Origin of the sequence: Afipia sp. GAS231 (assembly GCF_900103365.1) — a bacterium.
Taxonomy (GTDB): domain Bacteria; phylum Pseudomonadota; class Alphaproteobacteria; order Rhizobiales; family Xanthobacteraceae; genus Bradyrhizobium.
This window is the reverse complement of sequence record NZ_LT629703.1, coordinates 3,296,532-3,320,254: the sequence shown is the minus strand read 5'-3', so window position 1 is coordinate 3,320,254 and position 23,723 is coordinate 3,296,532. Positions and strand designations below refer to the sequence as shown.

25 protein-coding genes are annotated in these 23,723 nt (G+C 64.2%); 10 read left to right on the top strand and 15 right to left on the bottom strand.

Annotated features, from left to right (window positions below):
• Positions 1-25: 25 nt before the first annotated feature.
• Both BLS26_RS15700 and BLS26_RS15695 read right to left on the bottom strand, forming a co-directional pair.
• Complete coding sequence (locus BLS26_RS15700) at positions 26-394, bottom strand: hypothetical protein (protein ID WP_092512544.1); 369 nt, start codon at positions 392-394, stop codon at positions 26-28.
• Positions 395-413: 19 nt separating this feature from the next.
• The gene (locus BLS26_RS15695) at positions 414-788 is read right to left on the bottom strand and encodes a nuclear transport factor 2 family protein (RefSeq protein WP_092512542.1); all 375 of its coding nucleotides are present in this window, start codon (positions 786-788) and stop codon (positions 414-416) included.
• Between the two features lie 101 nt (positions 789-889).
• On the opposite strand from BLS26_RS15695, the gene BLS26_RS15690 reads away from it, so the two are divergent.
• Both BLS26_RS15690 and BLS26_RS15685 read left to right on the top strand, forming a co-directional pair.
• Complete coding sequence (locus BLS26_RS15690; RefSeq protein ID WP_092512540.1) at positions 890-1,333, top strand: GFA family protein; 444 nt, start codon at positions 890-892, stop codon at positions 1,331-1,333.
• 213 nt (positions 1,334-1,546) lie between these two features.
• The gene (locus tag BLS26_RS15685) at positions 1,547-3,346 is read left to right on the top strand and encodes a caspase family protein (protein ID WP_092518095.1); all 1,800 of its coding nucleotides are present in this window, start codon (positions 1,547-1,549) and stop codon (positions 3,344-3,346) included.
• A gap of 3 nt (positions 3,347-3,349) precedes the next feature.
• On the opposite strand, the gene BLS26_RS15680 is transcribed toward BLS26_RS15685, so the two are convergent.
• Both BLS26_RS15680 and BLS26_RS15675 read right to left on the bottom strand, forming a co-directional pair.
• Positions 3,350-3,988 carry a DUF1345 domain-containing protein gene (locus tag BLS26_RS15680; protein WP_092512538.1) on the bottom strand — a complete coding sequence of 213 codons (639 nt, stop codon included), beginning with the start codon at positions 3,986-3,988 and terminating at the stop codon, positions 3,350-3,352.
• Positions 3,989-4,040: 52 nt separating this feature from the next.
• The gene (locus BLS26_RS15675; RefSeq protein ID WP_092512536.1) at positions 4,041-4,961 is read right to left on the bottom strand and encodes a polyprenyl synthetase family protein; all 921 of its coding nucleotides are present in this window, start codon (positions 4,959-4,961) and stop codon (positions 4,041-4,043) included.
• A gap of 216 nt (positions 4,962-5,177) precedes the next feature.
• Between BLS26_RS15675 and mtgA the strand changes: the two genes are divergently transcribed.
• The 3 genes from mtgA to BLS26_RS15660 all read left to right on the top strand — a co-directional run bounded on the left by mtgA (position 5,178) and on the right by BLS26_RS15660 (position 7,028).
• Complete coding sequence (gene mtgA, locus BLS26_RS15670) at positions 5,178-5,858, top strand: monofunctional biosynthetic peptidoglycan transglycosylase (protein ID WP_092518094.1); 681 nt, start codon at positions 5,178-5,180, stop codon at positions 5,856-5,858.
• A gap of 154 nt (positions 5,859-6,012) precedes the next feature.
• Entirely contained in the window at positions 6,013-6,198 is a 186-nt protein-coding gene (gene rpmF / locus BLS26_RS15665; protein ID WP_027540899.1) for a 50S ribosomal protein L32, read from the top strand.
• 200 nt (positions 6,199-6,398) lie between these two features.
• Complete coding sequence (locus BLS26_RS15660) at positions 6,399-7,028, top strand: hypothetical protein (protein ID WP_092512534.1); 630 nt, start codon at positions 6,399-6,401, stop codon at positions 7,026-7,028.
• Positions 7,029-7,060: 32 nt separating this feature from the next.
• Here BLS26_RS15660 and BLS26_RS15655 read toward each other — a convergent pair whose 3' ends face one another.
• Positions 7,061-7,348 (bottom strand): hypothetical protein, encoded by a 288-nt coding sequence (locus BLS26_RS15655; RefSeq protein ID WP_092512532.1) that lies wholly within the window; start codon positions 7,346-7,348, stop codon positions 7,061-7,063.
• A gap of 228 nt (positions 7,349-7,576) precedes the next feature.
• Here BLS26_RS15655 and BLS26_RS15650 point away from each other — a divergent pair, with 228 nt between their 5' ends.
• Positions 7,577-9,268 (top strand): bifunctional diguanylate cyclase/phosphodiesterase, encoded by a 1,692-nt coding sequence (locus BLS26_RS15650; protein WP_092512530.1) that lies wholly within the window; start codon positions 7,577-7,579, stop codon positions 9,266-9,268.
• 170 nt (positions 9,269-9,438) lie between these two features.
• Here BLS26_RS15650 and phaR read toward each other — a convergent pair whose 3' ends face one another.
• Positions 9,439-10,038, bottom strand: a complete 600-nt coding sequence (gene phaR / locus BLS26_RS15645) for a polyhydroxyalkanoate synthesis repressor PhaR (protein ID WP_092512528.1) — start codon at positions 10,036-10,038, stop codon at positions 9,439-9,441.
• Positions 10,039-10,353: 315 nt separating this feature from the next.
• On the opposite strand from phaR, the gene BLS26_RS15640 reads away from it, so the two are divergent.
• The 3 genes from BLS26_RS15640 (at position 10,354) to BLS26_RS15630 (ending at position 13,455) form a co-directional block, all read left to right on the top strand.
• Positions 10,354-11,532, top strand: a complete 1,179-nt coding sequence (locus BLS26_RS15640) for an acetyl-CoA C-acetyltransferase (protein WP_092518093.1) — start codon at positions 10,354-10,356, stop codon at positions 11,530-11,532.
• Positions 11,533-11,715: 183 nt separating this feature from the next.
• Positions 11,716-12,441, top strand: a complete 726-nt coding sequence (gene phbB / locus BLS26_RS15635) for an acetoacetyl-CoA reductase (RefSeq protein ID WP_092512526.1) — start codon at positions 11,716-11,718, stop codon at positions 12,439-12,441.
• A 141-nt stretch (positions 12,442-12,582) separates the two neighbouring features.
• Positions 12,583-13,455, top strand: a complete 873-nt coding sequence (locus BLS26_RS15630) for a DMT family transporter (RefSeq protein WP_092518092.1) — start codon at positions 12,583-12,585, stop codon at positions 13,453-13,455.
• On the opposite strand, the gene BLS26_RS15625 is transcribed toward BLS26_RS15630, so the two are convergent.
• The 3 genes from BLS26_RS15625 to gloB all read right to left on the bottom strand — a co-directional run bounded on the left by BLS26_RS15625 (position 13,452) and on the right by gloB (position 15,402).
• Positions 13,452-14,132, bottom strand: coding sequence for a flavin reductase family protein (locus BLS26_RS15625; protein WP_092512524.1), 681 nt, complete (start codon positions 14,130-14,132; stop codon positions 13,452-13,454). The two genes, BLS26_RS15630 and BLS26_RS15625, sit on opposite strands and share 4 nt — an antisense overlap.
• Before the next feature lie 74 nt (positions 14,133-14,206).
• Positions 14,207-14,635, bottom strand: a complete 429-nt coding sequence (locus tag BLS26_RS15620; protein ID WP_092512522.1) for a cupin domain-containing protein — start codon at positions 14,633-14,635, stop codon at positions 14,207-14,209.
• Entirely contained in the window at positions 14,635-15,402 is a 768-nt protein-coding gene (gene gloB, locus BLS26_RS15615; protein ID WP_092518091.1) for a hydroxyacylglutathione hydrolase, read from the bottom strand. Before gloB ends, BLS26_RS15620 begins: the two co-directional genes overlap by 1 nt.
• A 122-nt stretch (positions 15,403-15,524) precedes the next feature.
• Here gloB and BLS26_RS15610 point away from each other — a divergent pair, with 122 nt between their 5' ends.
• On the top strand, positions 15,525-16,262 hold the full coding sequence (locus tag BLS26_RS15610) for a methyltransferase domain-containing protein (RefSeq protein WP_092512520.1): 738 nt from the start codon (positions 15,525-15,527) through the stop codon (positions 16,260-16,262).
• A 70-nt stretch (positions 16,263-16,332) separates the two neighbouring features.
• Here the strand turns inward: BLS26_RS15610 and BLS26_RS15605 are convergent, their stop codons facing one another.
• From BLS26_RS15605 to BLS26_RS15580, 6 genes are all read right to left on the bottom strand, one after another.
• On the bottom strand, positions 16,333-17,118 hold the full coding sequence (locus tag BLS26_RS15605; protein ID WP_092512518.1) for a DUF4167 domain-containing protein: 786 nt from the start codon (positions 17,116-17,118) through the stop codon (positions 16,333-16,335).
• Positions 17,119-17,166: 48 nt separating this feature from the next.
• A complete protein-coding gene (locus tag BLS26_RS15600; protein ID WP_092512516.1) occupies positions 17,167-17,358 on the bottom strand; it encodes a hypothetical protein in 192 nt (63 codons plus the stop codon).
• 269 nt (positions 17,359-17,627) lie between these two features.
• Positions 17,628-18,512 carry a peptide chain release factor N(5)-glutamine methyltransferase gene (gene prmC / locus BLS26_RS15595; RefSeq protein WP_092512514.1) on the bottom strand — a complete coding sequence of 295 codons (885 nt, stop codon included), beginning with the start codon at positions 18,510-18,512 and terminating at the stop codon, positions 17,628-17,630.
• 163 nt (positions 18,513-18,675) lie between these two features.
• Positions 18,676-19,755: a peptide chain release factor 1 gene (gene prfA / locus BLS26_RS15590; protein WP_092512512.1), complete on the bottom strand. Its 1,080-nt coding sequence runs from the start codon at positions 19,753-19,755 to the stop codon at positions 18,676-18,678.
• 52 nt (positions 19,756-19,807) lie between these two features.
• Complete coding sequence (gene ptsP, locus BLS26_RS15585; protein ID WP_092512510.1) at positions 19,808-22,075, bottom strand: phosphoenolpyruvate--protein phosphotransferase; 2,268 nt, start codon at positions 22,073-22,075, stop codon at positions 19,808-19,810.
• A 386-nt stretch (positions 22,076-22,461) separates the two neighbouring features.
• Positions 22,462-23,715: an aspartate kinase gene (locus BLS26_RS15580; protein ID WP_092512508.1), complete on the bottom strand. Its 1,254-nt coding sequence runs from the start codon at positions 23,713-23,715 to the stop codon at positions 22,462-22,464.
• Between the last annotated feature and the right edge of the window lie 8 nt (positions 23,716-23,723).

Here is a 23,723-nt window from a genome sequence, read left to right as displayed (position 1 = left end):
ACGCGGGACGATCCGGAACCCACGGCTATGGTGCGAGGCTCGCCTGTTGACGCTGGTGTTCCGCTTGCGCTGACGTGTCCGGTGCCGTCGCGCCCAGCGAAAAGCCGAGTTCAATGTCCTCAGGCGTCTGCTTGAATTGCTTCCTGACGGAGGCGCGCACCACGTCGGCGAGTTCGCGGAGCGGCTTGGCGTCGTAAACCTTCGGGAAGGTGACCGTCACCGAGACGAGCCGGCCATTGTGCCAATTGAAGCCTACTCCGGGCTTCAGGCCGGTTGCCTGCTCAAGCTCGCTCGCGACGGCCTGCGAATGCTTGTAGCCGTCCACAAGGGTATTGATCATACCGCAGGCGCCGAGAGCGGATGCGAGAGCGATGATGGCGATGATCTTGCGCATGGCTACGCTCCCGCGGTCGTCATTCCCTGAGATCGTAGCGGTAGGATTTCGAGACGATCTTCCAGCCGTCGGAGAGTTTCATCGCCACCAGGTAGTCGGTGAAATAGCGCGGCGGCAACTGGCAACGCACCTTGACGAAGGCGGTCTGATCGTCCGAGCGGTCGATCGTGACGATGAAATCCTCGCGCGGCTTGCCTTCCGCTTTCGCCGACGGCCGCTTGCGGACGCGGTCGAGCCAGTCCGGCACGGTCAGGACCTGCAACGCGCCCTTTTCCACCCAGCGCAAATCGGCGGTGGGATCGAAAATCGCGCCGAGCTTATCGGCGTCCCCCTCATAGAGGCCATCGAAGTAGTTCTTGACCACGGCTTCGACGGTCGATCGGTCATGGCTCACGGCGTATCCTCCCGGGGATTTAAGGCTTGTTCGGACCGAATTAAGCCACGAACCGGACCGATGCGCTATGGTGAGTTCATCATCATCGTGAGGAATAATTCGTGATCGCTTCAGCAAATCCGAATGCTCGCATCCTCGCCGCAGAATGCTTCTGCCGCACGGTGGGCTATGCCGTCGTTGACGCCTTCGAATATGCCCTCAACTGCCACTGCTCGAATTGCCGGCGCACCACCGGGTCGGCATTCAAGCCGTTCGCGGGCATCGCCCGCGACAAGCTTCGCATCACCAGAGGCGACGAGGCCCTCTTGATCCATGGCGATGCGGCCGGCCACGACGCGCACTGCTGTCGCTGCGGCTCGCTGCTCTATTCGCTGGTCCGCGCTGGCACCTACGTCCATGTGGCGATGGGCTCGCTGGTCGACGATCCCTCGATCCGCCCGACGGCCCATATCTTCGTGGGGTCCAAGGCGCCGTGGTTTTCGATCACGGACAATTTGCCGCAGTATGAGGGGCATGTCGTGCCGCGCCAGGCGGCCATTCGCTGAGGAATAAGCAGTCGCACGGAGGGTCTATACCCGGTCGGGAACCCGACGAAAAAGCGGTGGCGGGCGAACCGGCGGCCGCTTTGCCGGACCAATAACAGAGCGGTCGCACGTTCGGCGCCGAGGCGGATCGTGACCCAACTCACAAAGGCCGGCTTTGGCTTCTGGTAGACAGTCCCGGTGTGCTAGAAAGTACGAGGTTCAGGACGCGTCATGATGAAATCCGGATCTCTAAAATTGTACCGATGGGTTCTGACCACCGCAGCCGTCCTGCTCGTGAGCGAACCGGCCCTTGCCGAGAAGCGCGTGGCGCTGGTGCTCGGCAATTCCGCCTACCAGAATGTCGCGCCGCTCCCCAATCCGGCCAATGACGGCGCCAAAATGGCCGCCACCCTGAAGGATGCCGGCTTCGATGTCGTCGACTCCCGCCGCGATCTTCCGGCGGCCGAGACCCGGCGCGCGCTGCGCGATTTTGCCGACCGCGCGCGCGATGCCGATATCGCGGTGGTCTATTACGCCGGCCACGGCATTGAGGTGGACGGCTCCAACTATCTCATTCCGGTGGATGCCAAGCTGGAGCGCGATACCGATATCTATGACGAGGCATTTTCGCTGGACCGCATCCTGATCGCGATCGAGCCCGCGAAGAAATTGCGGCTCGTCATCCTCGACGCCTGCCGCGACAATCCGTTTTCCAAAAAGATGAAGCGCACCGTTGCTACCCGCGCCGTCGGGCAGGGTCTCGCCAAGGTCGAGCCGACCAGTCCGAACGTGCTGATCGCCTATTCGGCCAAGGCCGGCTCGACCGCCGCTGACGGCGACGGCACCAACAGCCCGTTTACGACAGCGCTGGCCCATCACCTGACGACGCCTGGCCTCGACGTGCGCCGGGCTTTCGGTTTTGTCCGCGACGAGGTGCTCAAGACCACCGGCAACCGCCAGGAGCCATTCGTCTATGGTTCGCTCGGCGGCGAAGACGTGCCGCTGGTGCCGGCGCCTGCGCCCGCGGCCCCCGCCGCAGCGCCTGCTGTGCCCACCCTCAGCGCGCAGGCGGAGGCCCGCCGCGACTACGAACTGGCGCTGCAGGTCGGCAACAAGAGCGCGCTCAACGCGTTCCTGGCGCAATACCCTGATGGATTCTACGCCAGCCTCGCCAAACTCCAGCTCGAGAAGATCGCGGCCGAAGAGGCCCGGGTCGCCGCGACCGAGAAGGCGAAGGCGACCGAACAGGAGCGGGCGCGGCTCGCTGCCGAAGGCGCCCAGAAGGCGCAGCAGGCGAAGGCCGACGCTGACGCCAAGGCCGCCGAGCAGGCGCGCATCGCCGCCGAAAAGGCCAAGCAGGTGGCGCAGGATCAGGCCGCCGCCGCCGAGCAGAAGCGCGCCGCGGCTGAAAAGGCCGCTGCCGACAAGGTTGCCGCCGATAAGGCATCCGCCGCGCCAGCCGCCGACAAGGACAAAGGTGTGAATCTTGCCGCCCTCAGCGCCGGACCGCCGCAGGCCGACGTCACCAAATCGGTGCAGGCCGAGCTGCGCCGCGTCGGTTGCCTGACGGGTGCCGCGGACGGCGACTGGAATTCGGCCTCGCAGCGTTCGCTATCGCTGTTCAATCGCTATGCCGGCACCAAGCTCGACGCCAAAGTGGCGAGCGTCGATACGCTCGACACGGTCAAGCTGAAGACATCGCGGGTCTGTCCGCTGGTCTGCGAACATGGCTATAAGGCCGATGGCGACCGCTGCAGCAAGATCAGCTGCGCCGAAGGCTCGTTCCTCAACGACGACAATGAATGCGAGAAGCGCCGGGAGAAGAAGCCGGTCGCCAGGCGCGACAGGCCGGAGGTCCGCCGCGACGCACCGGAACCAAGGCGAGTTATTGTCAGGCGTTCTTCAGAGCCCGCTTCCCCGCGCCCTTCAGCATCCACTCCAGGGATCGGAGCTTCAGGCCAGCCGCTCACCGGCCTGGAACGTCAGCAGGGTTGCAACGGATACGGAGCCATCATGTCGGGAAGGTGCCCGTAACCTTCAGATCGCGCTGGCGGCGATGTTGACCATCAACGCGACCAGCGCGGTGTTGAACACGAACGAGATGATGCCGTGCACGGTCGCGGTGCGGCGGATGATCCGGTCGGTGATGCCGACGTCGGACACCTGCGCGGTCATGCCGATCACGAACGAGAAATAGACGAAGTCCCAATAGTCGGCCTCGTCGTCGCTGTCGCCGCTCGGAAACTGCAGGCCGCCCGGCTTGGGCCCGCGATAATATTCGTGGGCGTAGTGCAGCGAGAATCCGGTGTGCACCGCCGCCCATGACAGCGCGATCGTGATCGTCGCCAGCGCGAGGCCAGGCCCACTGCGGTTCGAGGCGCCGAGCTCGAACACGATGGCGGCGATGCTGGCGAAGGCGCCGAGCCCGGTCACCAGCAGGATCAGGAAACGGCCGTCATCCTGCAGCACCGCGTTGCGGCGGATGTGCGCGATGCCGCTGCGCAGCACCATGATGTAGATCAGCGCCAGATAGAACGAGACGAAGACGTCCCAGCCGACCAGCAGCCGGGTCACCAGCCGCAGCGAGCCCGGCAGCAGGAAGAACGCGACGATGCCGATCGCGATCGAGATGAAGGTGCGCGGCCGCGCATAGACCAGGCGGAGCGGCACCGGCATTTTTTGGAACCGGGCGAGAAACTCATCGAATTCGTGCTTGGGGGACGGCACGTCAGCTCTTGCGGTCGGCGACGAAGCGCGCCGCGGCCCGCAGCACGTCGCCCTTGGCGCCGAAGACCGACAGCGCCGAATCGGCGCGCGCCAGCAAATCGCGCACGCGCTGCTTGGCGCCGTCGATGCCGAGCTGGGTCACGAAGGTGGTCTTGCCGAGCGCCGCGTCCGCGCCGGCAGGCTTGCCGAGTGCCGCGGCATCGCCTTCGACGTCGAGCAGGTCGTCGGCGATCTGGAAGGCTTCGCCGAGCGCGCGGCCGTAATCGTCGAGCGCCTGATATTCCTTTTGCGTGGACTGGCCGAGGATCGCGCCGGCGATGCAGCCATAGCGCAACAGCGCGCCGGTCTTCATCTGCTGCAGCCGCGCCACGTCGACCGGCTCGCGGTCGCCGAAGCGGCCTTCACCGGCGAGATCGAGTATCTGGCCGCCGACCATGCCGCCGATCCCTGAGGCGCGCGCCAGCGCCCGCGTCAGCAGCAGGCGCACGGTCGGGTCCTTGTGCAGTTCGTCGCGGGTGATGATGTCGAACGCCAGCGTCAGCAGCCCGTCGCCGGCGAGGATCGCGGTGGCATCGTCGGTCTTCTTGTGCAGGGTCGGACGTCCCCGGCGCAGATCGCTGTTGTCCATCGCCGGCAGATCGTCGTGGATCAGCGAATAGCAGTGGATGCATTCGAGCGCGGCGCCGGCCAGCAGGGCGGCCTCGCGCGGCACGCCGAACACCGCGGAGCTTTCGACCACCAGAAAAGGGCGCAACCGTTTGCCGCCACCGAGGCTGGAATAGCGCATCGCGTCCATCAGCCGCCTCGGCCGCGCGATCTCGTCCGGCAACAGCGTGTCGGACAACAGCTTCGCCAGCAGTGCTTCGGTATCCTCCGCGGTCTGGTCCAGTTGTTTGGCAAAGTCGAAAGTCACGGTCGTCATCTCTAGTGGCTCCAAGAATAGCTCCAGCTCGATTTGGCCGGACAATCGTTGATGGCACGGCTCACGTCAATTCCGGCGGGTGGGCTGAAACGCCTTAAAAGTGCTGGAAAACGCCCGAAATATCATGGAGATGTCATTTGCGTGGGGGTCTATTGATCGGCGGGCCTGTCGATCGGTCCTGCCAGCGGGGCTGAACCGGAAATTTCCAATTTGCGCATTGTCCGAATTCTCCGATTTCTGGGGCTGATCCTGCTGGTGGTGCTGTTGCTGCCCTATCTGGTGACGCCGTTCTATCGCACGGGTCATCCGGTCTCGACGCTGATGGCCTGGCGCTGGCTCAGGGGCGCGCCGGTATTGCGGCCATGGATCAATTTCAGCGCGATCTCACCTTATTTGCCGCGTTCGGTGGTGGGCTCGGAGGACGCCAAGTTCTGCAGTCATCGCGGGGTCGATTGGGATGCGCTGCGCGACGTCATGGACGACGCCGAGGACGGTGAGGTCACGCGCGGCGGGTCGACCATCACCCAGCAGGTCGCCAAAAACCTGTTCCTGTGGCCGGGCCGCAGCGTCGTGCGCAAGGCGCTGGAGCTGCCGCTGGCGCTGTGGATCGACCTCGTGCTGTCCAAGCAGCGGATTTTGGAGATCTACCTCAACATCGCCGAACTCGGCCCGTCCGGGCAGTTCGGAGCCGAGGCTGGTTCGGCTTACGCGTTCGGCCATTCGGCCGCGACCCTGTCGGCGCGGGAGGCAGCCTTGCTGGCGGCGATCCTGCCCAACCCGATCCGGCGCAGCGCCCGGAATCCGGGTCCGGGGGTGCGCCGTCTGGCCGTGACCTATATGGCGCGGGCCAATGCGACGGCACTACAGCGCTGCTGGAGCGAGAATCGCGCATTTTGAGCCAATTTTCGGCCGTTTTAACCGCAACCCGCCCTAGCTTTACGCCAGCCCATCCTCTATAAGCGCGGCCTTATCGGCATCGCAGCCCGCGGCCTACGCGCTGGGCGTTCCGGCTCTGGACGATGCCCTCCGACAACACCCCTAGAGGACCGTTATGGCCGTTCCCAGAAGAAAAACATCGCCCTCGCGGCGTGGCATGCGCCGCTCGGCGGACGCCCTGAAGAAGCCGACCTACGCCGAGGACAAGGATTCGGGCGAACTGCGCCGTCCGCACCACCTCGACCTGAAGACCGGCATGTACAAGGGCCGGCAGGTTCTGAAGGCCAAGAAAGAATCCTGAGCGGGATTTCCGTATCAGGGCTCCTGCCTGAGAAGTCCTGGTCGGGCATTGGATAAGTCGCCGCCGGTGGCGGCAGCTGCCTGAATTCGGCCAACGAGTAGGGTAACGGTTCCCGGTGACGAAGCGCGATGCTTCGCCCGGGCAAATCCGTTTTTTCTCGTCCGGTTTTCCTAGCCCGGTATTCCAGCAAGGCCCTCGCCATGGTCGGTTTTCCGCTGCTTCTGATTCCGCTCGCGATCTACAACATCATCGTGTTTTTGATGCCCGGCGTTTCCTTCACGGATCCGCTGGTCAAGCTGACATTGATGTCGGGCGCCGAATGGCCGCTGACGCTGAGCGATGTGCTGCTCGCGCTCGGCATCCTGCTTCTGATGTGCGAGGTCATCAAAGGCGCGCGCCCCGGTGCGAAATATCTCACCGACCATCTGCTGTCGCTGATCGTGTTCGGCGCGGCCGCCGCCGAATTCGTGCTGTGGTCGAAGTTCGGTACCTCGACCTATTTCCTGCTGGTCGCGCTGTCGATGGTGGATTTCCTCTCCGGCCTCGCGCTGCGCACGCGACGCGGCGCCGTCGCCGCGGCTGCGCCTGCGGTCTCCAGGAAAAGCTCGAGAGCGGCCGAGCCGCCGGCTGCCGAACCCGAATTCGATCCCGCCGCTGCGTCAACGGCGGCATCATCAGCCCCTCCGGCGGCCTCGGTCGCCCAGTCCGTACCGCTGGACCATCCCGAGCCGCACCCTTCCGTCCTGCCTCATGCGGCCTCCCCGGAGGTCCCGTCGCCGGGCCTGCAGCCGGGCAACGGCGCGCCGCCGTCGGACACGCCGCCACGCTGAGCGGTCATTTTAGAAGATCAGACGACTTGAATTCAGACGACTTGTCGGGTCCGGAAGCCGGCAACGTAGCGCGGGCTCCGGCTGGTGCCGTAGGCGGTCTGGGCATCGGCCAGCGAGCCTCGCCGCAGGCTGCGGGTCTGCGGTGCCTGGGCCGCGGTCGCGATCAACTGGGTGACGAAGCCCGGATCGGGCCGTGCGATCGGGCCTTTGGGCATCCAACGCAAGGATGGGGTCACCGGCACCAGCGCGACACAGCCGGGTTCGTCGGCGTCCAATACCTCGCCGTCCAGCGCCTCTTCTGATCGATCGACATCCAGCATCGCACACCGTAACCGTTAACTGTCACGTTTTGGGACGTTACGCCCCACTGCGATCTGAGCCTCGCAAGGCCTATGCCGGTCGGTTGCGGTTGGTTCCCGGCGGGTCCGGGATTGCCGTGAAACGTGCTTTCCAGATTATTTATGAACTTTGCCTAGCCTCTGATTCGAATCAGCCACTATCCTCTTGCGTGGGAATCATCCGGCGATGTCCCGAATCGAGGCGATCTGATGCCCCCTGTCCCGCAAGCTTCCAGCATTCTCGCCTCGCTCGGGCAGGCCGCGTTCGTCTGGGATATCGCGGCCGACACCATCGCCTGGAGCGACAACGTCGCTGCCGTCTTCACCGACGTTCCGGCGCAGGCGCTCGCCAGCGGCACCGAATTCGCCAAGCTGATCGAGCCTGTACGCTCGATCCGGTCGGACACGCTCGGCCAGTCGGCGCCGCCGCGGAGCGGGGAAGGGGCCGCCTACCGGATCGAATATGGCGTGCGGACCTCGACGTCGGCTCCCGTGATCTGGATCGAGGAGACCGGCTGCTGGTTTGCCGGTCCCGACGGCCGGCCGGCGCGCGCGCAAGGCATCGTCCGCGTCGACAATGAGCGCCACGCCCGCGACGAGCAGCTCGTGAGGCTGTCGCGCAACGATCCGCTCACCGGCGAACTCAATCGCACCCATCTGATCGCCTCGCTGGCCGAAGCGATCGAGGAAACCGCGCGCTCGCGTGCCTCCTGCGCCTTCATGCTGATCGGGATCGATCATCTGGCGCGCGTCAATGACGCTTTCGGCTTCGACGTGGCGGATGCCGTGATCGCCGAAGTCGGCAAACGGATCCGGGCGCGGCTGCGCGGCGGCGACGTGCTCGGGCGATTTTCCGGCAACAAATTCGGGCTGATCCTGCGCAACTGCACCGTCGATGACACCAATGTCGCGGCCGAGCGCTTTCTCGCGGGGATCCGCGACGACGTGGTGCCGACCGTGTCCGGCCCGGTGTCGGTGACGGCATCGATCGGCGCGGTCAGCGTGCCGCGTTACGCCCGCAGCGCCGATGAAGCCGTCAACCGCGCCCAGGAAACGCTCGATGCCGCCAAGCGCCGCCGCGCCGGATCGTTCTCGCTGTGGCGTCCGAATGTCGAGCGCGACGCCCAGCGCCGCGTCAACATCCGCGTCACCGACGAGATCGTCACCGCGCTGAACGAGCGCCGGATCGTCACCGCGTTCGAACCTGTCGTGGAGGCGCGCTCGCGGCAGCCGGCGTTCTACGAGTGCCTGGTGCGGATGGAGCAGGCGGACGGCCAGGCGCTGCTGGCCCCCGATATCGTTCCGGTGGCGGAGCGGCTGGGTCTCATTCGGCTGGTCGATCACCGCGTGCTCGAACTGGCAGTCGCCGAACTGGCGGCCTCGCCGAACGTTCAGCTCAGCCTCAACATCTCGCCCGACACCACCATGGACCCGGACTGGTGGACCGGAATCGAATCGCTGATGCAGGCGCATCCCGGCGTCGGCGAGCGGCTGATCGTCGAGATCACCGAAACCGTCGCGATCCAGGATATCGACGACATCAGGGGCTTCATCACCCGCCTCAAGGGTTTCGGCAGCCGGATCGCGATCGACGATTTCGGCGCCGGCTACACCTCGTTCCGCAACCTGCGCAAGCTCGGCGTCGATATCGTCAAAATCGACGGCGCCTTCGTGCAGAACATCGCCCGCTCCGCCGATGATCGCGCTTTCGTGCAGACGTTGATCGATCTCGCCCGCCGGCTGCAGATCAAGACGGTGGCGGAATGGGTGCAGGACGAGGAAGCCGCAGTCATGCTGCGCGAATGGGGCTGCGATTACATCCAGGGCCGCCTGATCGGCCTGGCGTCGCCGCAACGGCCGTGGAGTGTGGCCACCGATACGGTGTTGCCGGCGGCGGGGTAGATACTCAACGACCGTCAATTTTTTTCGTCATGCCCGGGCAAAAGCGCGAAGCGCGTCTTCGCGCTAGATGTCCCGAGCATCCACGTCTTAATGTCTCGCCCCAAAAACGTGGATGGCCGGGACAAGCCCGGCCATGACGACTCAAATGATTCTGTGCGCGCGAGAGAGTCCTACTCTTCCTTCTTCGGCTCTTTCGACATCCGCTCGAGGCGGTCCTGCATGTCCTTCATCTGACGGCGGAGGTCGTCGATGTTGTCTTCCTCGACTACCGGCTCCGGCACCTTCTCCGGTTCGAGTGCAGCCACTCCGCCGCGCGGCGGCACGAACGGCTTGAACATCGAGAACGTCTGCTGAAACAATTCCATGTTGCGGCGGACGTGCTCTTCGAGCGGCGCGAACGGCGTTCCGCTGAACGTGTTGGTGAGCTGCTTGCGGAATTTTTCCTGCTCGCGCGTCAGCGTGTCGATCGACTGCTCGAGATATTTCGGCACCACCATCTGCATGCTGTCGCCGTAGAAGCGGATCAACTGGCGCAGGAACGTGGTCGGCAGCAGATTCTGGCCGGCCTTGTTTTCCTGTTCGAAGATGATCTGCGCCAGCACCGAGCGCGTGATGTCGTCACCGGTCTTGGCGTCATAGACGAGAAAGTCCTCGCCATCCTTCACCATCGCTGCGAGATCCTCGAGCGTCACATAGGTGCTGGTGCCGGTATTATAGAGCCGCCGGTTGGCGTATTTTTTGATCGTTGTAGGTTGGTCTGACTTTGCCATGGGCTCACACATACACACCGAGAGCGGGGAACCCGACGGCTTCGCCGGCGGGCAGACGAGCAACGCAACGCAGCAAAGTAAGCATTTTCAATGCGGTTCGGCTACCGTTTTGTGCGGCACGGTTAATTCCAAGGCATGGAGACTGCTCTGGAAACCGCCAAGCGCGCTATTTTGAATGCGCCGCGGCGTGATTTTGACCTCTGGCCGATTGACACGACATCCCGAGGTTAACAGGATGGGCCCAAGAGACAGGCCCGCCATCCGGCCGCCCGCCGTCGAGAAACCTCAAGCCCCAAAACGTCAAAGGAGATGTCCATGTCAGACGATGTCGTCATCGTCAGCGCCGCCCGCACCCCGGTCGGCAGTTTCAACGGCGCGTTCGCCACCACCCCGGCGCACGACCTCGGCGCGATCGCCATCAAGGCGGCGCTGGAACGGGCCGGCATCGAGCCGGGACGGGTCTCCGAAGTCATCATGGGCCAGATCCTGACCGCGGCGCAGGGCCAGAACCCGGCCCGCCAGGCCTCGATCGCGGCCGGCATACCCGTGGAAAGCCCGGCCTGGGGCGTCAACCAGCTCTGCGGCAGCGGCCTGCGCACGGTAGCATTGGGCTATCAGGCGCTGCTCAACGGCGATTCCGAAATCGTCGTGGCCGGCGGACAGGAATCCATGAGCATGGCCCCGCATGCGCAATATCTGCGCGGCGGTACCAAGATGGGCCCGATCGAGTTCGTCGACACCATGATCAAGGACGGCCTGTGGGATGCCTTCAACGGCTACCACATGGGCAACACCGCCGAGAACGTCGCCCGCCAGTACCAGATCACCCGCGCCCAGCAGGACGAGTTCGCGGTCCATTCGCAGAACAAGGCCGAGGCGGCGCAGAAGGCCGGCAAGTTCAAGGACGAGATCGTCCCCGTCACCATCAAGACCCGCAAGGGCGACATCATCGTTGCCGACGACGAATATCCGCGCCATGGCGCCACTGTCGAAGCGATGGCCAAGCTGAAGCCCGCCTTCGAGAAAGACGGCACCGTTACCGCCGGCAGCGCGTCCGGCATCAATGACGGCGCCGGCGTGGTGGTGCTGATGACCGCCAAGCAGGCCGCCAAGGAAGGCAAGAAGGTCCTTGGCCGCATCGTGTCGTGGGGCCAGGCCGGCGTCGATCCGAAGATCATGGGCACCGGACCGATCCCGGCTTCGCGCGCCGCGCTGAAGAAGGCCGGCTGGAACATCGGCGACCTCGATCTGATCGAGGCCAACGAGGCCTTCGCTGCCCAAGCCTGCGCGGTCAACAAGGACCTCGGCTGGGATACCTCCAAGGTCAACGTCAACGGCGGCGCGATTGCGATCGGCCATCCCGTCGGCGCGTCCGGCGCCCGCGTGTTGATCACGCTGCTGCACGAGATGCAGAAGCGCGACGCCAAGAAGGGCCTCGCCACGCTGTGCATCGGCGGCGGCATGGGCATCGCGATGTGCATTGCACGCGACTGAACTAGAGGCAGGTTGACGGGTTGAATGATGAAAAGATCATCTGTCAACAACGCTGATTGCTGATAAATAAAATGCCCGGCCTCGCGCCGGGCATTTTACGTTTTGGAAGTTGTGAAAGATTGAGCGCAGTCAAAAGACCGGGATAATTCCGGCTTATAAGGGACGATCAAGGAGGAGGACGACATGGCACGTGTTGCATTGGTAACGGGCGGTACGCGAGGCATTGGTGCGGCGATCAGCAAGGCGTTGAAGGCTGCGGGCTACAAGGTGGCGGCGAGCTACGCCGGCAACGACGCCGCGGCCGAGAAGTTCAAGGCCGATACCGGCATTCCCGTCTACAAATGGGACGTCAGTTCGTTCGACGCCTGCGCTGACGGCGTCAAGAAGGTCGAGGCCGATATCGGTCCGGTCGACGTGCTCATCAACAATGCGGGGATCACCAAGGACGGCGCCTTCCACAAGATGACGCTCGATCAATGGAACGCGGTCATCAACACCAATCTCGGCTCGTTGTTCAACATGACGCGCCAAGTGATCGAGGGCATGCGCGCCCGCAAGTTCGGCCGCGTCATCAACATCTCCTCCATCAACGGCCAGAAGGGCCAGTTCGGTCAGGTCAACTATTCGGCCGCCAAGGCTGGCGATATTGGCTTCACCAAGGCGTTGGCGTTGGAGAACGCCAAGGGCGGCATCACCGTGAATGCGATCTGCCCCGGCTACATCAACACCGAAATGGTGCAGGCGGTGCCGAAGGAAGTGCTGGAGAAAAGCATTTTGCCACTGATCCCGGTCAATCGTCTCGGCGAGCCCGAGGAAATCGCCCGCGCGGTGGTGTTCCTTTCCGCCGACGAGGCCGGTGGCATTACCGGCTCGACCATGACGATCAATGGCGGCCAGTACATGGTGTGATCTGCGTTTGTCGCTGATCGTTTTATGCGCGATCTCAAAAAGTCGTCATGCCCGGGCTTGTCCCGGGCATCCACGTCTTTAGAACTCGGCAGGAAAGACGTGGATGGCCGGGATAAACCCGGCCATGACGAGAACGAATTCATGACCTCCCGTACCGCTACCCTCGTAGGACTGACCGCGATCCTGATGTGGTCGCTGCTGTCGGTCATGACCGTTGCGACCGGCAAGATTCCGGCGTTCCAGTTGGCGGCCATGACGTTCGCGATCGGCGCTGCCGTGGCGTTTGCGAGCTTCATCTTCCGCCCACAGGCTTTCGCCGCGCTGAAACAGCCGCCGGTGGCCTGGGTTGTCGGGGTCGGCGGGCTGTTCGGCTATCACGCGCTGTATTTTCTCGCGCTACGCTTCGCGCCGCCGGCCGAGGCAGGGCTCTTGAATTACCTGTGGCCGCTGTTGATCGTGCTGTTCTCGTCGCTGCTGCCCGGCGAGCGGCTGGCGCCGCATCACATCATCGGCGCGTTGCTCGGATTGGCCGGCACGGTGTTGTTGTTCGCGGGTAACGGCGGCAGCGGCTTTACGCCCGGCCAGATCCCGGGCTTGGCGGCGGCCTTCGTCGCCGCGTTCGTATGGGCGGCCTATTCGGTGATGTCGCGCCAGCTCAAGGCGGTGCCGACCGATGCGGTGGCCGGCTTCTGTCTGGCGACGGCGCTGCTTGCGGCCCTGGTCCATGGCGCGGTCGAGACCACCGTCTGGCCGGAGACATCAGGGCAATGGCTGGCGATTGTCGCACTCGGCGTCGGCCCGGTCGGCGCCGCGTTTTTCGTCTGGGACATCGGCATGAAGCGCGGCGACATCCGCGTGCTGGGCGCCGCGTCCTACGCCACGCCGCTGCTCTCGACGACGTTCCTGATCTTCGCGGGTTACGCCGCGCCGAGCGCCACCATCGCTATCGCCGCGGTGCTGATCGCCGGCGGCGGGCTGATCGCAGCCAGGGACATGATCTGGAAGAAAAATTAGGCGGCCGGCTTCCAGCCAGGCGGCTTGTACATCGCTTCCGGAATCTGTCCGAGCTCGGAGCGTTGCAATTTGTCCGGCGTCAGGCCGTAGAATTGCTGAAAGCTCATGATCAGCGGGCGCCACTTGTCGGGATCGATCCGGTTCGGCTGACCATCCATCATCAGGCCGGCATGCGCATGCACGCGGGTGATTCGTACTTCGATCGCGGTCAAATTCCCGCGCCAGACCGCATCGTCCTGCGCCATCTGATGGACCTGCGCGACCTTGGCTTCGATCTGCACCGGGCATTCCAGCGCGCGCGGTGCGGCGACCGTCTCGCCCGCTACCGGCGTCAGGCCGCAAAGGGCGAACTTGTCGTGTTCATGCCGGTAGCCGCGCATCGTCTTGCCTGGCGGCACCGGGTCCGAACCGGTGGTGCGCGCCAGCCGGTCGACCGCGCCGACCAAAGCGGCCGACGGCAGATTGAGTACGCATTCGCCCGTACGAATCATGTTCTCGGTGGTTTTGGAATTGCGCGCCAGTCCAAGCATGCAGCGCCAGCCGACCCACCATGCCGACGACATCGGCGCGAGATTGAACGAGCCGTCCTCGTTGTTTGAGCCGATCAGAACGACAGGCGTTCCGAAGTAAAGTATCGCCGGCTCGATCTGGTGTGAAACGCTGAATGTTCCGTGCATCTTCCGCTCCCAATCGCGTGAGAACGGAAACTATGCGCGCGAAAGTGAGAAACCCACCCGATTCCCGAATGCGCCTAGCTCGAAGGCATCCAGCCTTTCGGCGCCAACTCGAATTTTGCAAATTCGAAGCCGGGCGCCACGGTGCAGCCGACCAGGGTCCAGTCGCCGGTGCTCTCGGCGGCCTGCCAGGCATGCGCGGGCACGATCGCTTGCGGCATTTCACCCTTCGCAAGATCAGGGCCGAGCTTCACCCTGCGTTGTCCATGATCATCTGCGATCTGCAGGGTCAGCGCGTCGCCCGCGCAGTAGTGCCAGACTTCCACCGCATCGACGCGATGCCAGTGCGAGCGTTCGCCGCGTGCGAGCAGAAAATAGATTGCTGTGGAGCGTGAACGTCCACTCCCATCAACGCTGGCATCGCGAAACGTCTCGCGATAGTGCCCGCCTTCGGGATGCGGCTCCAGTTCGAGCCGCGCAATGATCTCGGCGGCGGCGAGCGCCATCAGGACTTGTTCTTGCGTTCGCGCAGTTCGCCGAACACGTCAGCCGCCGCGGCGCCCTTCATGTGCAGCTTCACCGCCACGGCGGGATCGTCCGCGCGCAGGAACACGTTGGCCTTCTTCTCGTCGCCGAGCAGCACCGGGATCGTCGGCTTGTTGTCCGCGCGCAGCCGCGTCACTTCGGCGGCGCGCGCCTGCAGGGCCGGATTATCGGACTCGACTGATAGCGCGAACTTGACGTTGGAGGCGGTATATTCGTGGCCGCAATAGAGTTTGAAATCGTCCGGCAGTGCGCGCAGCTTCAATAGCGAATCCCACATCATCGGATAGGTGCCCTCGAACACGCGGCCGCAGCCGATCGAGAACAGCGTGTCGGCGGCAAACAGCGCCTTCTCGCTGTCGAACACATAGGAGATGTGGTCGAGCGTATGGCCCGGCGTCTCCAATACCCGTACCAGCAGGCCGCCGACCTTGATGACGTCGCCGTGGGCGGCGCGCAGATCGACGTCGGCGATCTTGGCCGCCTTGTCGTGCGGCGCCACGACGCGGCAATTGTATTTCTTCTTCAACTCGGCGACGCCGCCGACATGGTCGTGATGGTGATGGGTGATGAGGATATCCGTCAGCGTCCAGCCTTCGCGTTCCAGCGCCTTGATGATCGGACCCGCTTCCGGCGCGTCGATCGACGCGGTGGCCTTGGTCGCGGGGTCGTGGATCAGATAGCCGAAATTGTCGCTGAGACAGGTAAAAGTGCGAATTTCCGCGGCCATGATCACTCCATAAGTAAGGGGCGGTTAGCCCGCTTTAATCTTCAGAAATATGGCGTTAACGCTCACACGGCAATGCCATTTTCGGTGCGCCGTAACGAAACCTGCCGTGTTAGATTGCGTCCATGACCATCGACGTCATCGATCTCAGGGACTTCTATTCGCGGCGCCTCGGCATTGTGGCGCGGCAACTGATCAACCGCGGCATCCGGGCGCGCTGGCCGGATGCGGAGGGCCTGCGCGTGCTCGGGCTCGGTTATCCGACGCCTTATCTCGGGTTGTTCCGCGAGGACTCCGAGCGCTGCATCGCCTTCATGCCGGCGGCGCAGGGCGTGCTGAAATGGCCGACCGCGCGGCCGGCGCTCGCGACCCTGATCGACGAATTTTCAATGCCGCTGCCGGATGCCGCCGTGGACCGCATCCTGCTGGTTCACTCGCTGGAAATGTCGGACGATCCGGAGCGGTTGCTGCGCGAGGTGTGGCGCGTGCTGGCGCCGTCCGGCCGCCTGATCGCTGTCATCCCCAATCGCCGCGGCGTATGGACGCGCACCGACAATACGCCGTTCGGCCACGGCCGGCCCTATTCGCGCGGGCAGATCACGCAATTGCTGCGGCAGACCTGGTTTACGCCGACGGCGTGGGGCGAGGCGCTGTTTTTGCCGCCGGTCGGAAAAGGCTGGTTCCTGCGTTCGGCGATGGCGTGGGAACGCGTCGGTGCCGCGCTGTCGCTGCCGTTTGCCGGCGTGCATATCGTCGAAGCAACCAAGCAGGTCTATCGCGCGATCCCCGCGCACGGCGAACGCACGCGTTTGATTCCGTCGCTGCCGCCGGTGCTGGTGCCGTCGTCGTCGACGAGAGGCTAAGAAAAAGGCGGGCACAGCTTTCGCTATGCCCGCCTTTGGATGGCTGAACGCCTGTCGGCGATCGCGTTAGTTACTCATTTCCCGGATTGAAATCTTCGCCGGGCCCGGCAGGCGCGGCCACGCCCTCGGGGCGCGGGCCGTGCGGGCGGCGGCGACGGCGCGGGAAACGCTCGCCGCCGGTATTGCCTTCAAAGCCGGGGGCGCCGTTCACCTGTGGCTGCGGGCCGGTGATGAAGGACGGCAGGCGATCGACGCCGCCGGTGTCGGCGATGACGGGCTGCGGTTGCGGCTGCGGCTGATATTGCGGTTGCGGCCGGTGTTCGCGCGGCTCGCGGTGTTCGCGGGGCTGATGCTGCTCGCGCGGCTGCTGGTCGCGATAGGGCTGGCCCTCGCGCGCCTGGAAGTCGCGCTGCGTGTGATCGCGCTGATTGTTTTCGCGCGGCACGAACGGCTGCGGCTGCTGCGGAGCGAAGCCGGGCTCCTGGCCGAAGTTGGAGAAGCTTTCGCCCTCGTCGTCGCCTTCGTCGGTCGAAGGCATCTCGTTTTCGGTGCGCGGCTGCGGCTGGTTCTGCCGGAACTGCTCCTGGGCGGCTGCGATCAGCCGGAAATAATGTTCGGCGTGCTGGTAGTAGTTCTCGGCCGCGACCGGGTCGCCGGAGGAGCGCGCATCGCGCGCCAGCTGGACGTATTTTTCCGCAACGTGGGAGGCGGTGCCACGGATCTTGATGTCGGGCCCGTTCGATTCGAACACCCGGGTCATCGGGTTTTGACCGCGCCGGTTATTATTATTATTGTTGTTGTTATTATTGTTGTTATTCCGGTTACGCATCCGCTTGTTATTTTGACCGTTTCTCATGTCTTGCCTTTATTCCAGCCCTGAAAGTTATGCAGTTGCCTTAGAAAGTTATGCAGTGGTCTTGGCCTCACCGGAGTCCGGGCGCGCGCAGGCGCACCGAATCACGATGCCGTTCAATTTCATGTCGTCGATTTCGCCAGCCATCGCGTTCAACAAAGACGCGTTCCCCAACCGCCGGCATTTTACAGCCAGCCGGACCAAATCATTCAGCGTGCCAAAACCCGCCTGATCATCGAGCATGACGGCTTCGCGTGACGGTATGTTGCGTAAGTCTTCAAGCGCAATATCAGGCTTTCGTTCGCTTTGCGGTCGAGAGCAGCACAGCTTCAGCCATTGCGCTCAATTGGACCTGCGTTTTGGAACCTTTCACCCGGCGGGCTCTCGTTTCGAGAACTCTGGCCTCACCCGTAACATCTTACGGGGCCAGCAACCCTGGACCGATGTTGTGAGCCGGAACGTAGTCGCTCCCCGGGAATATTCAAGCGGTTTTTTTGCGTCTCAATAGGACTTTATCGGGGCATTTTGCGGCCCGCGACGGCCCTCAAAATGCCCGCCAGATCGGCTTTTGGGCCGCCTGTGGGGGTTAATCCGGCCAGCGTCATCAAACCGTTAATAAGGCCGCTTTGGCCCTCACCGGCCTCGACAACGAGGGCAGCACCCGGTGCCAGCAGACCGGCCGCCTGGGGAATCAGTGCCCGATAGGCATCAAGCCCGTCGGCACCGCCGTCGAGGGCGGCGCGCGGGTCAAATCCCCTGACCTCCACGGCGAGACCCGCGATATCCGCCGCGCGGATATAGGGCGGATTCGACACGATCAAATCGAACAGGCCGGAAAGTCCCGATGCATAGTCACAGGCGATGAACGTCGCTCGTGCAGCCAGCCCGGTGCTGACGGCGTTGGCAGCGGCGGTTTGCAGCGCCTGCTCCGAAATATCGGTGCCGAATCCTTGCGCCGTCGGCAGCTCCGACAACAACGCCAGCAGGATCGCGCCGGAGCCGGTACCGAGATCGGCGATGCGCAGCGGACGATTGATGGCACCGTCGGCACGCAGCAATTCCAGCGCCAGTTCGACCACGGTCTCGGTATCCGGTCGCGGCACCAGCGTCGCCGGCGAAAGCTTGAGCGGCAGTCCCCAGAACTCCTTCTCGCCGATCATGCGCGCGACCGGCTCGCCGGCGAGACGACGGCGCGCGACGTCTTCAAGCAGCGCCGATTCGTTCTCCGTGAGTTGACGCTGCGCCGACGTGATCAGGCCGGTGAGGTCAAGGTTGAGGATGTGACCAATGAGTATGCGTGCATCGAGGCTTGCCGATTCGATCGCGGCTGATTCGAAACGCGCCGTTAGCGCGCGCCGTGCTGTTTCGACGGTTTCTCCGGCGAGCGATTCGGTCATGCGAAGTCCTCGCACAAATCCGTCAACCCGTCGTCCCTGCGCACGCAGGGACCCATACGCCGCGGCCCATCGATTGAGGCGGTGTGGGTTAGTATCCTAGGTAACAACGACGCCCGGTGGTTATGGGTCCCTGCGTTCGCAGGGACGACATCGAGATTGGCGCTCACGCCGCGGCGCCCTGGGCGGCGAGCTGGGCGGCCTGATGTTCCGTCGTCAGCGCCTCGGTCAATTCACCCAGCGCTTCGCCCGCGATCACCTGCGGCAATTTGTAGAGCGTCAGGTTGATCCGGTGGTCGGTGACGCGGCCTTGCGGGAAATTATAGGTGCGGATGCGCTCGGAGCGATCGCCGGAGCCGACCTTCTCCTTGCGCTCGGCGGAGCGCGCGGCGTTGATGCGCTGTTGCTCGGCGTCGTAGATCCGCGAACGCAGGATGTTCATCGCCGACGCCCGGTTTTTGTGCTGCGAGCGGCTGTCCTGCATCATCACGACGATGCCGGTCGGGATGTGGGTGATGCGGATCGCCGATTCGGTCTTGTTGACGTGCTGGCCGCCGGCGCCCTGCGCGCGCATGGTCTCGATCCGCAGATCGTCGCTCTTGATGTCGACGTCGACGTCCTCGACCTCGGGCAGTACCGCAACCGTCGCCGCCGAGGTGTGAATGCGCCCTTGCGTTTCGGTATCGGGTACGCGCTGCACCCGGTGCACGCCGGATTCGAATTTCAGTTTTGCGAAGGCGCCGCGGCCCTGGACCTCGGCGACGATTTCCTTGTAGCCGCCCATGGTGCCTTCGGACGCCGAGATCACTTCGACCTTCCAGCCCTGCAGAGCGGCGAAGCGCTCATACATCCGGAACAGATCGCCGGCGAACAAGGAGGCCTCGTCGCCGCCGGTGCCGGCGCGGATTTCCAGCACCACGTTGCGGTCGTCCATGGCGTCCTTGGGCAACAGCGCCACGCGGATTTTCTGCGCGAGTTCGTCGACCTGGGTTTGCAGGGTTTCGAGCTCGGCCTCCGCCATGCCGCGCATATCAGGATCGGTGGTGGAATCCGCCAGCAGGGTTTTGGTGTCCGCAATCTCGGCCAGCGCCGCGCGATAGGTCTTCACGGCGTCGATCAGCGGATTGAGCTCGGCGAGCTCGCGCGTGATCTGGACGTATTTTTCGGAACTCAACTGGCCCAGCAGTTCGGCCTCGAGCGAGGCGTGATGGGCGAGCAGGATATCGAGTTTGGCTTCGGGCAACATGGCGGTGGTCTCGGGCGGATAAGCAGGGTGACGTCGTCGGGCGAGAGCTTCGCTACAACGACAGCCCCTCGGCTTCCGCAAATGCAGTCAGCTTGTCGCGGATCGAGACGCTGCCCGACGGCGCATCGAGCAGAGGCATGATCATCGCCTCGGCCTTCTTGGCATCGAGATCGAGGATCAGCGCCTTGACCGGCCCGTGTCCGGTGGCGGACATCGACAGCGAGCGATAGCCAAGCGCGATCAGCGCCAGCGCGCCGAGCGGCTTGGAGGCCATCTCGCCGCACAGCGACGCCACCTTCTTCGCTGCATCGGCCTTGCGCACGATGTCGCGCAGCGCCCGCAGGATCGGCGCCGACATGGTGTCGAACCGTTCGGACACCTTGGCGTTGCCGCGGTCGACCGCGAACATGAACTGGAACAGATCGTTGGAGCCGACCGAGACGAAGTCGACCTTCTTCAGGAGTTCGTCGAGCTGATAGAGCAGGGCCGGGACTTCGATCATGGTGCCGACGTCGATGCGCTCCGGCAGCGCATGGCCGTGCTGGCGCAGATAGGTCAGCTCGCGTTCGACGATGGCTTTGGCCTGGTCGAACTCGGCGACTTCCGAAACCATCGGAAACATGATCTTCAACGCGCGGCCGCCGCCGGCGCGCAGCAGCGCGCGAATCTGGCCGCGCAGCAGACCTGGCCGGTCCAGCCCGAGCCGGATCGCCCGCCAGCCGAGCGCGGGATTTTCCTCGATCACGGTTTCCATATAGGGCAGCGCCTTGTCGCCGCCGATATCGAGCGTGCGGAAGGTCACCGGCTTGCTGCCGGCAGCGTCGAGCACGGTGCGATAGAGCGCAAGCTGGTCGGAGGAGCGCGGCAGGCTCTGGCCGACCATGAACTGCAGTTCGGTGCGGAACAGCCCGATGCCGGCGCTGCCGGTGTCGTCGATATGCGGCAGGTCGATGACGAGGCCGGCGTTGATCATCAGTTCGACCGGCTGGCCGTCTTTGGTGATGCAGGGCTTGTCGCGCAGCGCCGCATATTGCGCCTGCCGCCGCGCCCTGAACCGTACCCGCTCGGCGTAGGCCGATTCGATTTCGGCCGACGGGCGCACATAGATCGATCCCGACGTGCCGTCGACGATGATGGCGTCGCCGGGATCGGCGATCCCGGGCGCGTTGGCGATCTCGCCGACCGCGGGAATGCCGAGCGCGCGCGCCACGATCGAGACGTGGGAGTTGGCGGTGCCTTCCTCCAGCACCAGGCCGCGCAACCGCTTGCGGTCGTAGTCGAGCAGCGCCGCGGGGCCCATCGCGCGCGCGATCAGGATGGCGTTTTCCGGCAATTGCTCGCGCGACGGCGCATGGTCCTGGCCGACCAGTTGCCGCATCAGGCGGTGGCCGAGATCCTCGAGGTCGTGCAGGCGGTCGCGCAAATAAGGATCGGTCGAGCGCAGCATGCGGGCACGGGTATCGGACTGCACGCGTTCGACGGCGGCTTCCGCGGTGAGGCCGGTGGCAACCGCTTCATGCAGTTTGTGTGACCAGCCGTGGTCGTTGGCGAACATGCGGTAGGCTTCCAGCACTTCGCGGTGCTCGCCGCTCTCGGCGACGTCGCCGCGCTCCAGCATGCGGTCGAGGTCGGCGCGCAGCTTGGTCAGCGCAGCATCCAGCCGCTTGATTTCCTTCGGCAGGTCTTCGGCAATGTAATTGGTGATGACGACGCGCGGCTCGTGCAGCACGACATGGCCGAGCGCGATGCCGTCCGACAGGATCGCGCCGGTTTTGTGCAGGGAGTGCCGCGCCGCGGGTTCGGAGCCCGGCTGCGCCAGCGCCGCCAGTTCGCCGGAGGCGATCATCTCCGCCAGCACCATGGCGGTGGTCTGCAGCGCCTCGACCTCTTCCTCGACATAGGTGCGCTTGGCGCGGTTCTGCACCACCAGCACGCCGAGCGTGTTGCCGGCGCGCAGGATCGGCACGCCGAGGAACGAGTGGTAGATTTCTTCGCCGGTTTCCGGGCGGAACGAGAACGCCGGATGGCTTTGCGCGTCGGACAGATTGAGCGGCGTCGCCTCGCTGGCGACCAGGCCGACGAGGCCTTCATGCGCGCTCAGCACCGTTCTGTGCACGGCGTCGCGGTTCAGACCTTCGGTGGCGTAGAGTTCGAGCGTGTTATCGATGCGCAGCACATAGGTCGAGCAGACCTCGGCCACCATGTTGGCCGCGATCAGCACCACGATCTTGTCCAGGCGCTCCTGGGCGGAGACCTGCTCCGCCATGGTTTCGCGGAGCCGTCTCAACAAGACGCGGGGGCCTCCCGACGCGCTCCGCATGTGCCGATATCCTCCCCCGCAAAGCCAACCCGCCGGGTCGCCGGCCGCTGGCGTGAAACGCACGAAAACCAACAATTTTAGTCATTCGGCGCCGCCGCAGGCCCCTGATCCCGCCGAATCGGGATCGCCAAAACTGTGGCACAGTTTGCGGCAGCCCACCTATCAGGCCGTATAGCCAATCAAGGCTCGCTTTGCCAAGCAAAACGCCTGCCAGAACCAATAACGTCTGTGTCAGGACAATGCTGCGGTAGCGAAGCGCATCCGACGCGCGAAAATCGCGGAAATATCGTTCTACAGCCCGTTCTGATTCAATCAGAACGGGCTGTATTTTTTGTTTTGACGCGTTTTCTTTACGCGAACCGGCGCCCACTTCGCTCGAAAACGCTCTAGGTTTTATCGAGCCCGTAGAGCGTATGCAGCGTGCGCACCGCGAGTTCGGTATAGGCGGCATCGATCAGCACCGAGAACTTGATTTCGGAGGTGGTGATGGCGCGGATGTTGATGTTGCGCTCGGACAGCGCCTTGAAGGCCTGGGCCGCGACGCCGGCATGGCTGCGCATGCCGCTGCCGATCACCGAAACCTTGGCCACGTCGGTGGCGCTGTCGAGCCTGATATAGCCGATCTTGGCCTTCGACGAGGTAATGGTGTCGCGGGCGCGGTTATAGTCGGAGGCCGGAACGGTGAAGGTGAGGTCGGTGGTCTTGCCGTCCTCGGAGACGTTCTGGACAATCATGTCGACGTTGATGTTGGCATCCGCGAGCGGCCCGAAGATCGAGGCGGCGACCCCCGGCTTGTCCTCGATCTGGCGCACGGAAATCTGGGCTTCGTCCTTCGAGAAGGCGATGCCGGTGACGACGTGGCTTTCCATGATTTCCTCCTCGCTGCAGATCAGCGTGCCCGGCGGCGTGCCGTGCGGGTCGATATCTTCGGGCTTGTCGAAGCTGGAACGGACGAATACCGGCATATTGTGCACCATGCCGAGTTCCACCGAGCGGACCTGCAGCACCTTGGCGCCCTGCGAGGCCAGCTCCAGCATGTCCTCGAACGCGATCTTGTCGAGCCGTCGCGCCTTGGGAACCACGCGCGGATCTGTCGTATAGACGCCATCGACGTCGGTGTAGATGTCGCAGCGGTCGGCATGCAGCGCGGCCGCGATTGCCACCGCCGAGGTGTCCGAACCGCCGCGCCCGAGCGTGGTGATACGGTTGGTCTGCGGATTGATGCCCTGGAAGCCGGCGATGACGGCGACTTCCTTGCGATCTTTGAAACGGTTGATGATCTCGCTGCCGTCGATCTCGAGGATCCGCGCCGATGCGTGGGCGTCCGAGGTCCGGACCGGGATCTGCCAGCCCTGCCAGGAGCGGGCCTGAATGCCGATCGCCTGCAGCGCGATCGCCAGCAGTCCCGACGTGACCTGCTCGCCGGATGCCACCACGGCGTCATATTCGCGCGCGTCATGCATCGGCGAGGCCTCGCGGCACCATTCCACCAGTTCGTTGGTCTTGCCGGACATGGCCGACACCACCACGGCGACGTCATGCCCCGCGTCGACTTCGCGTTTGACATGCCGCGCGACGTTGCGGATTCGGTCGATATTGGCGACGGATGTACCGCCGAATTTCATCACGAGGCGGCCCATGACGACGC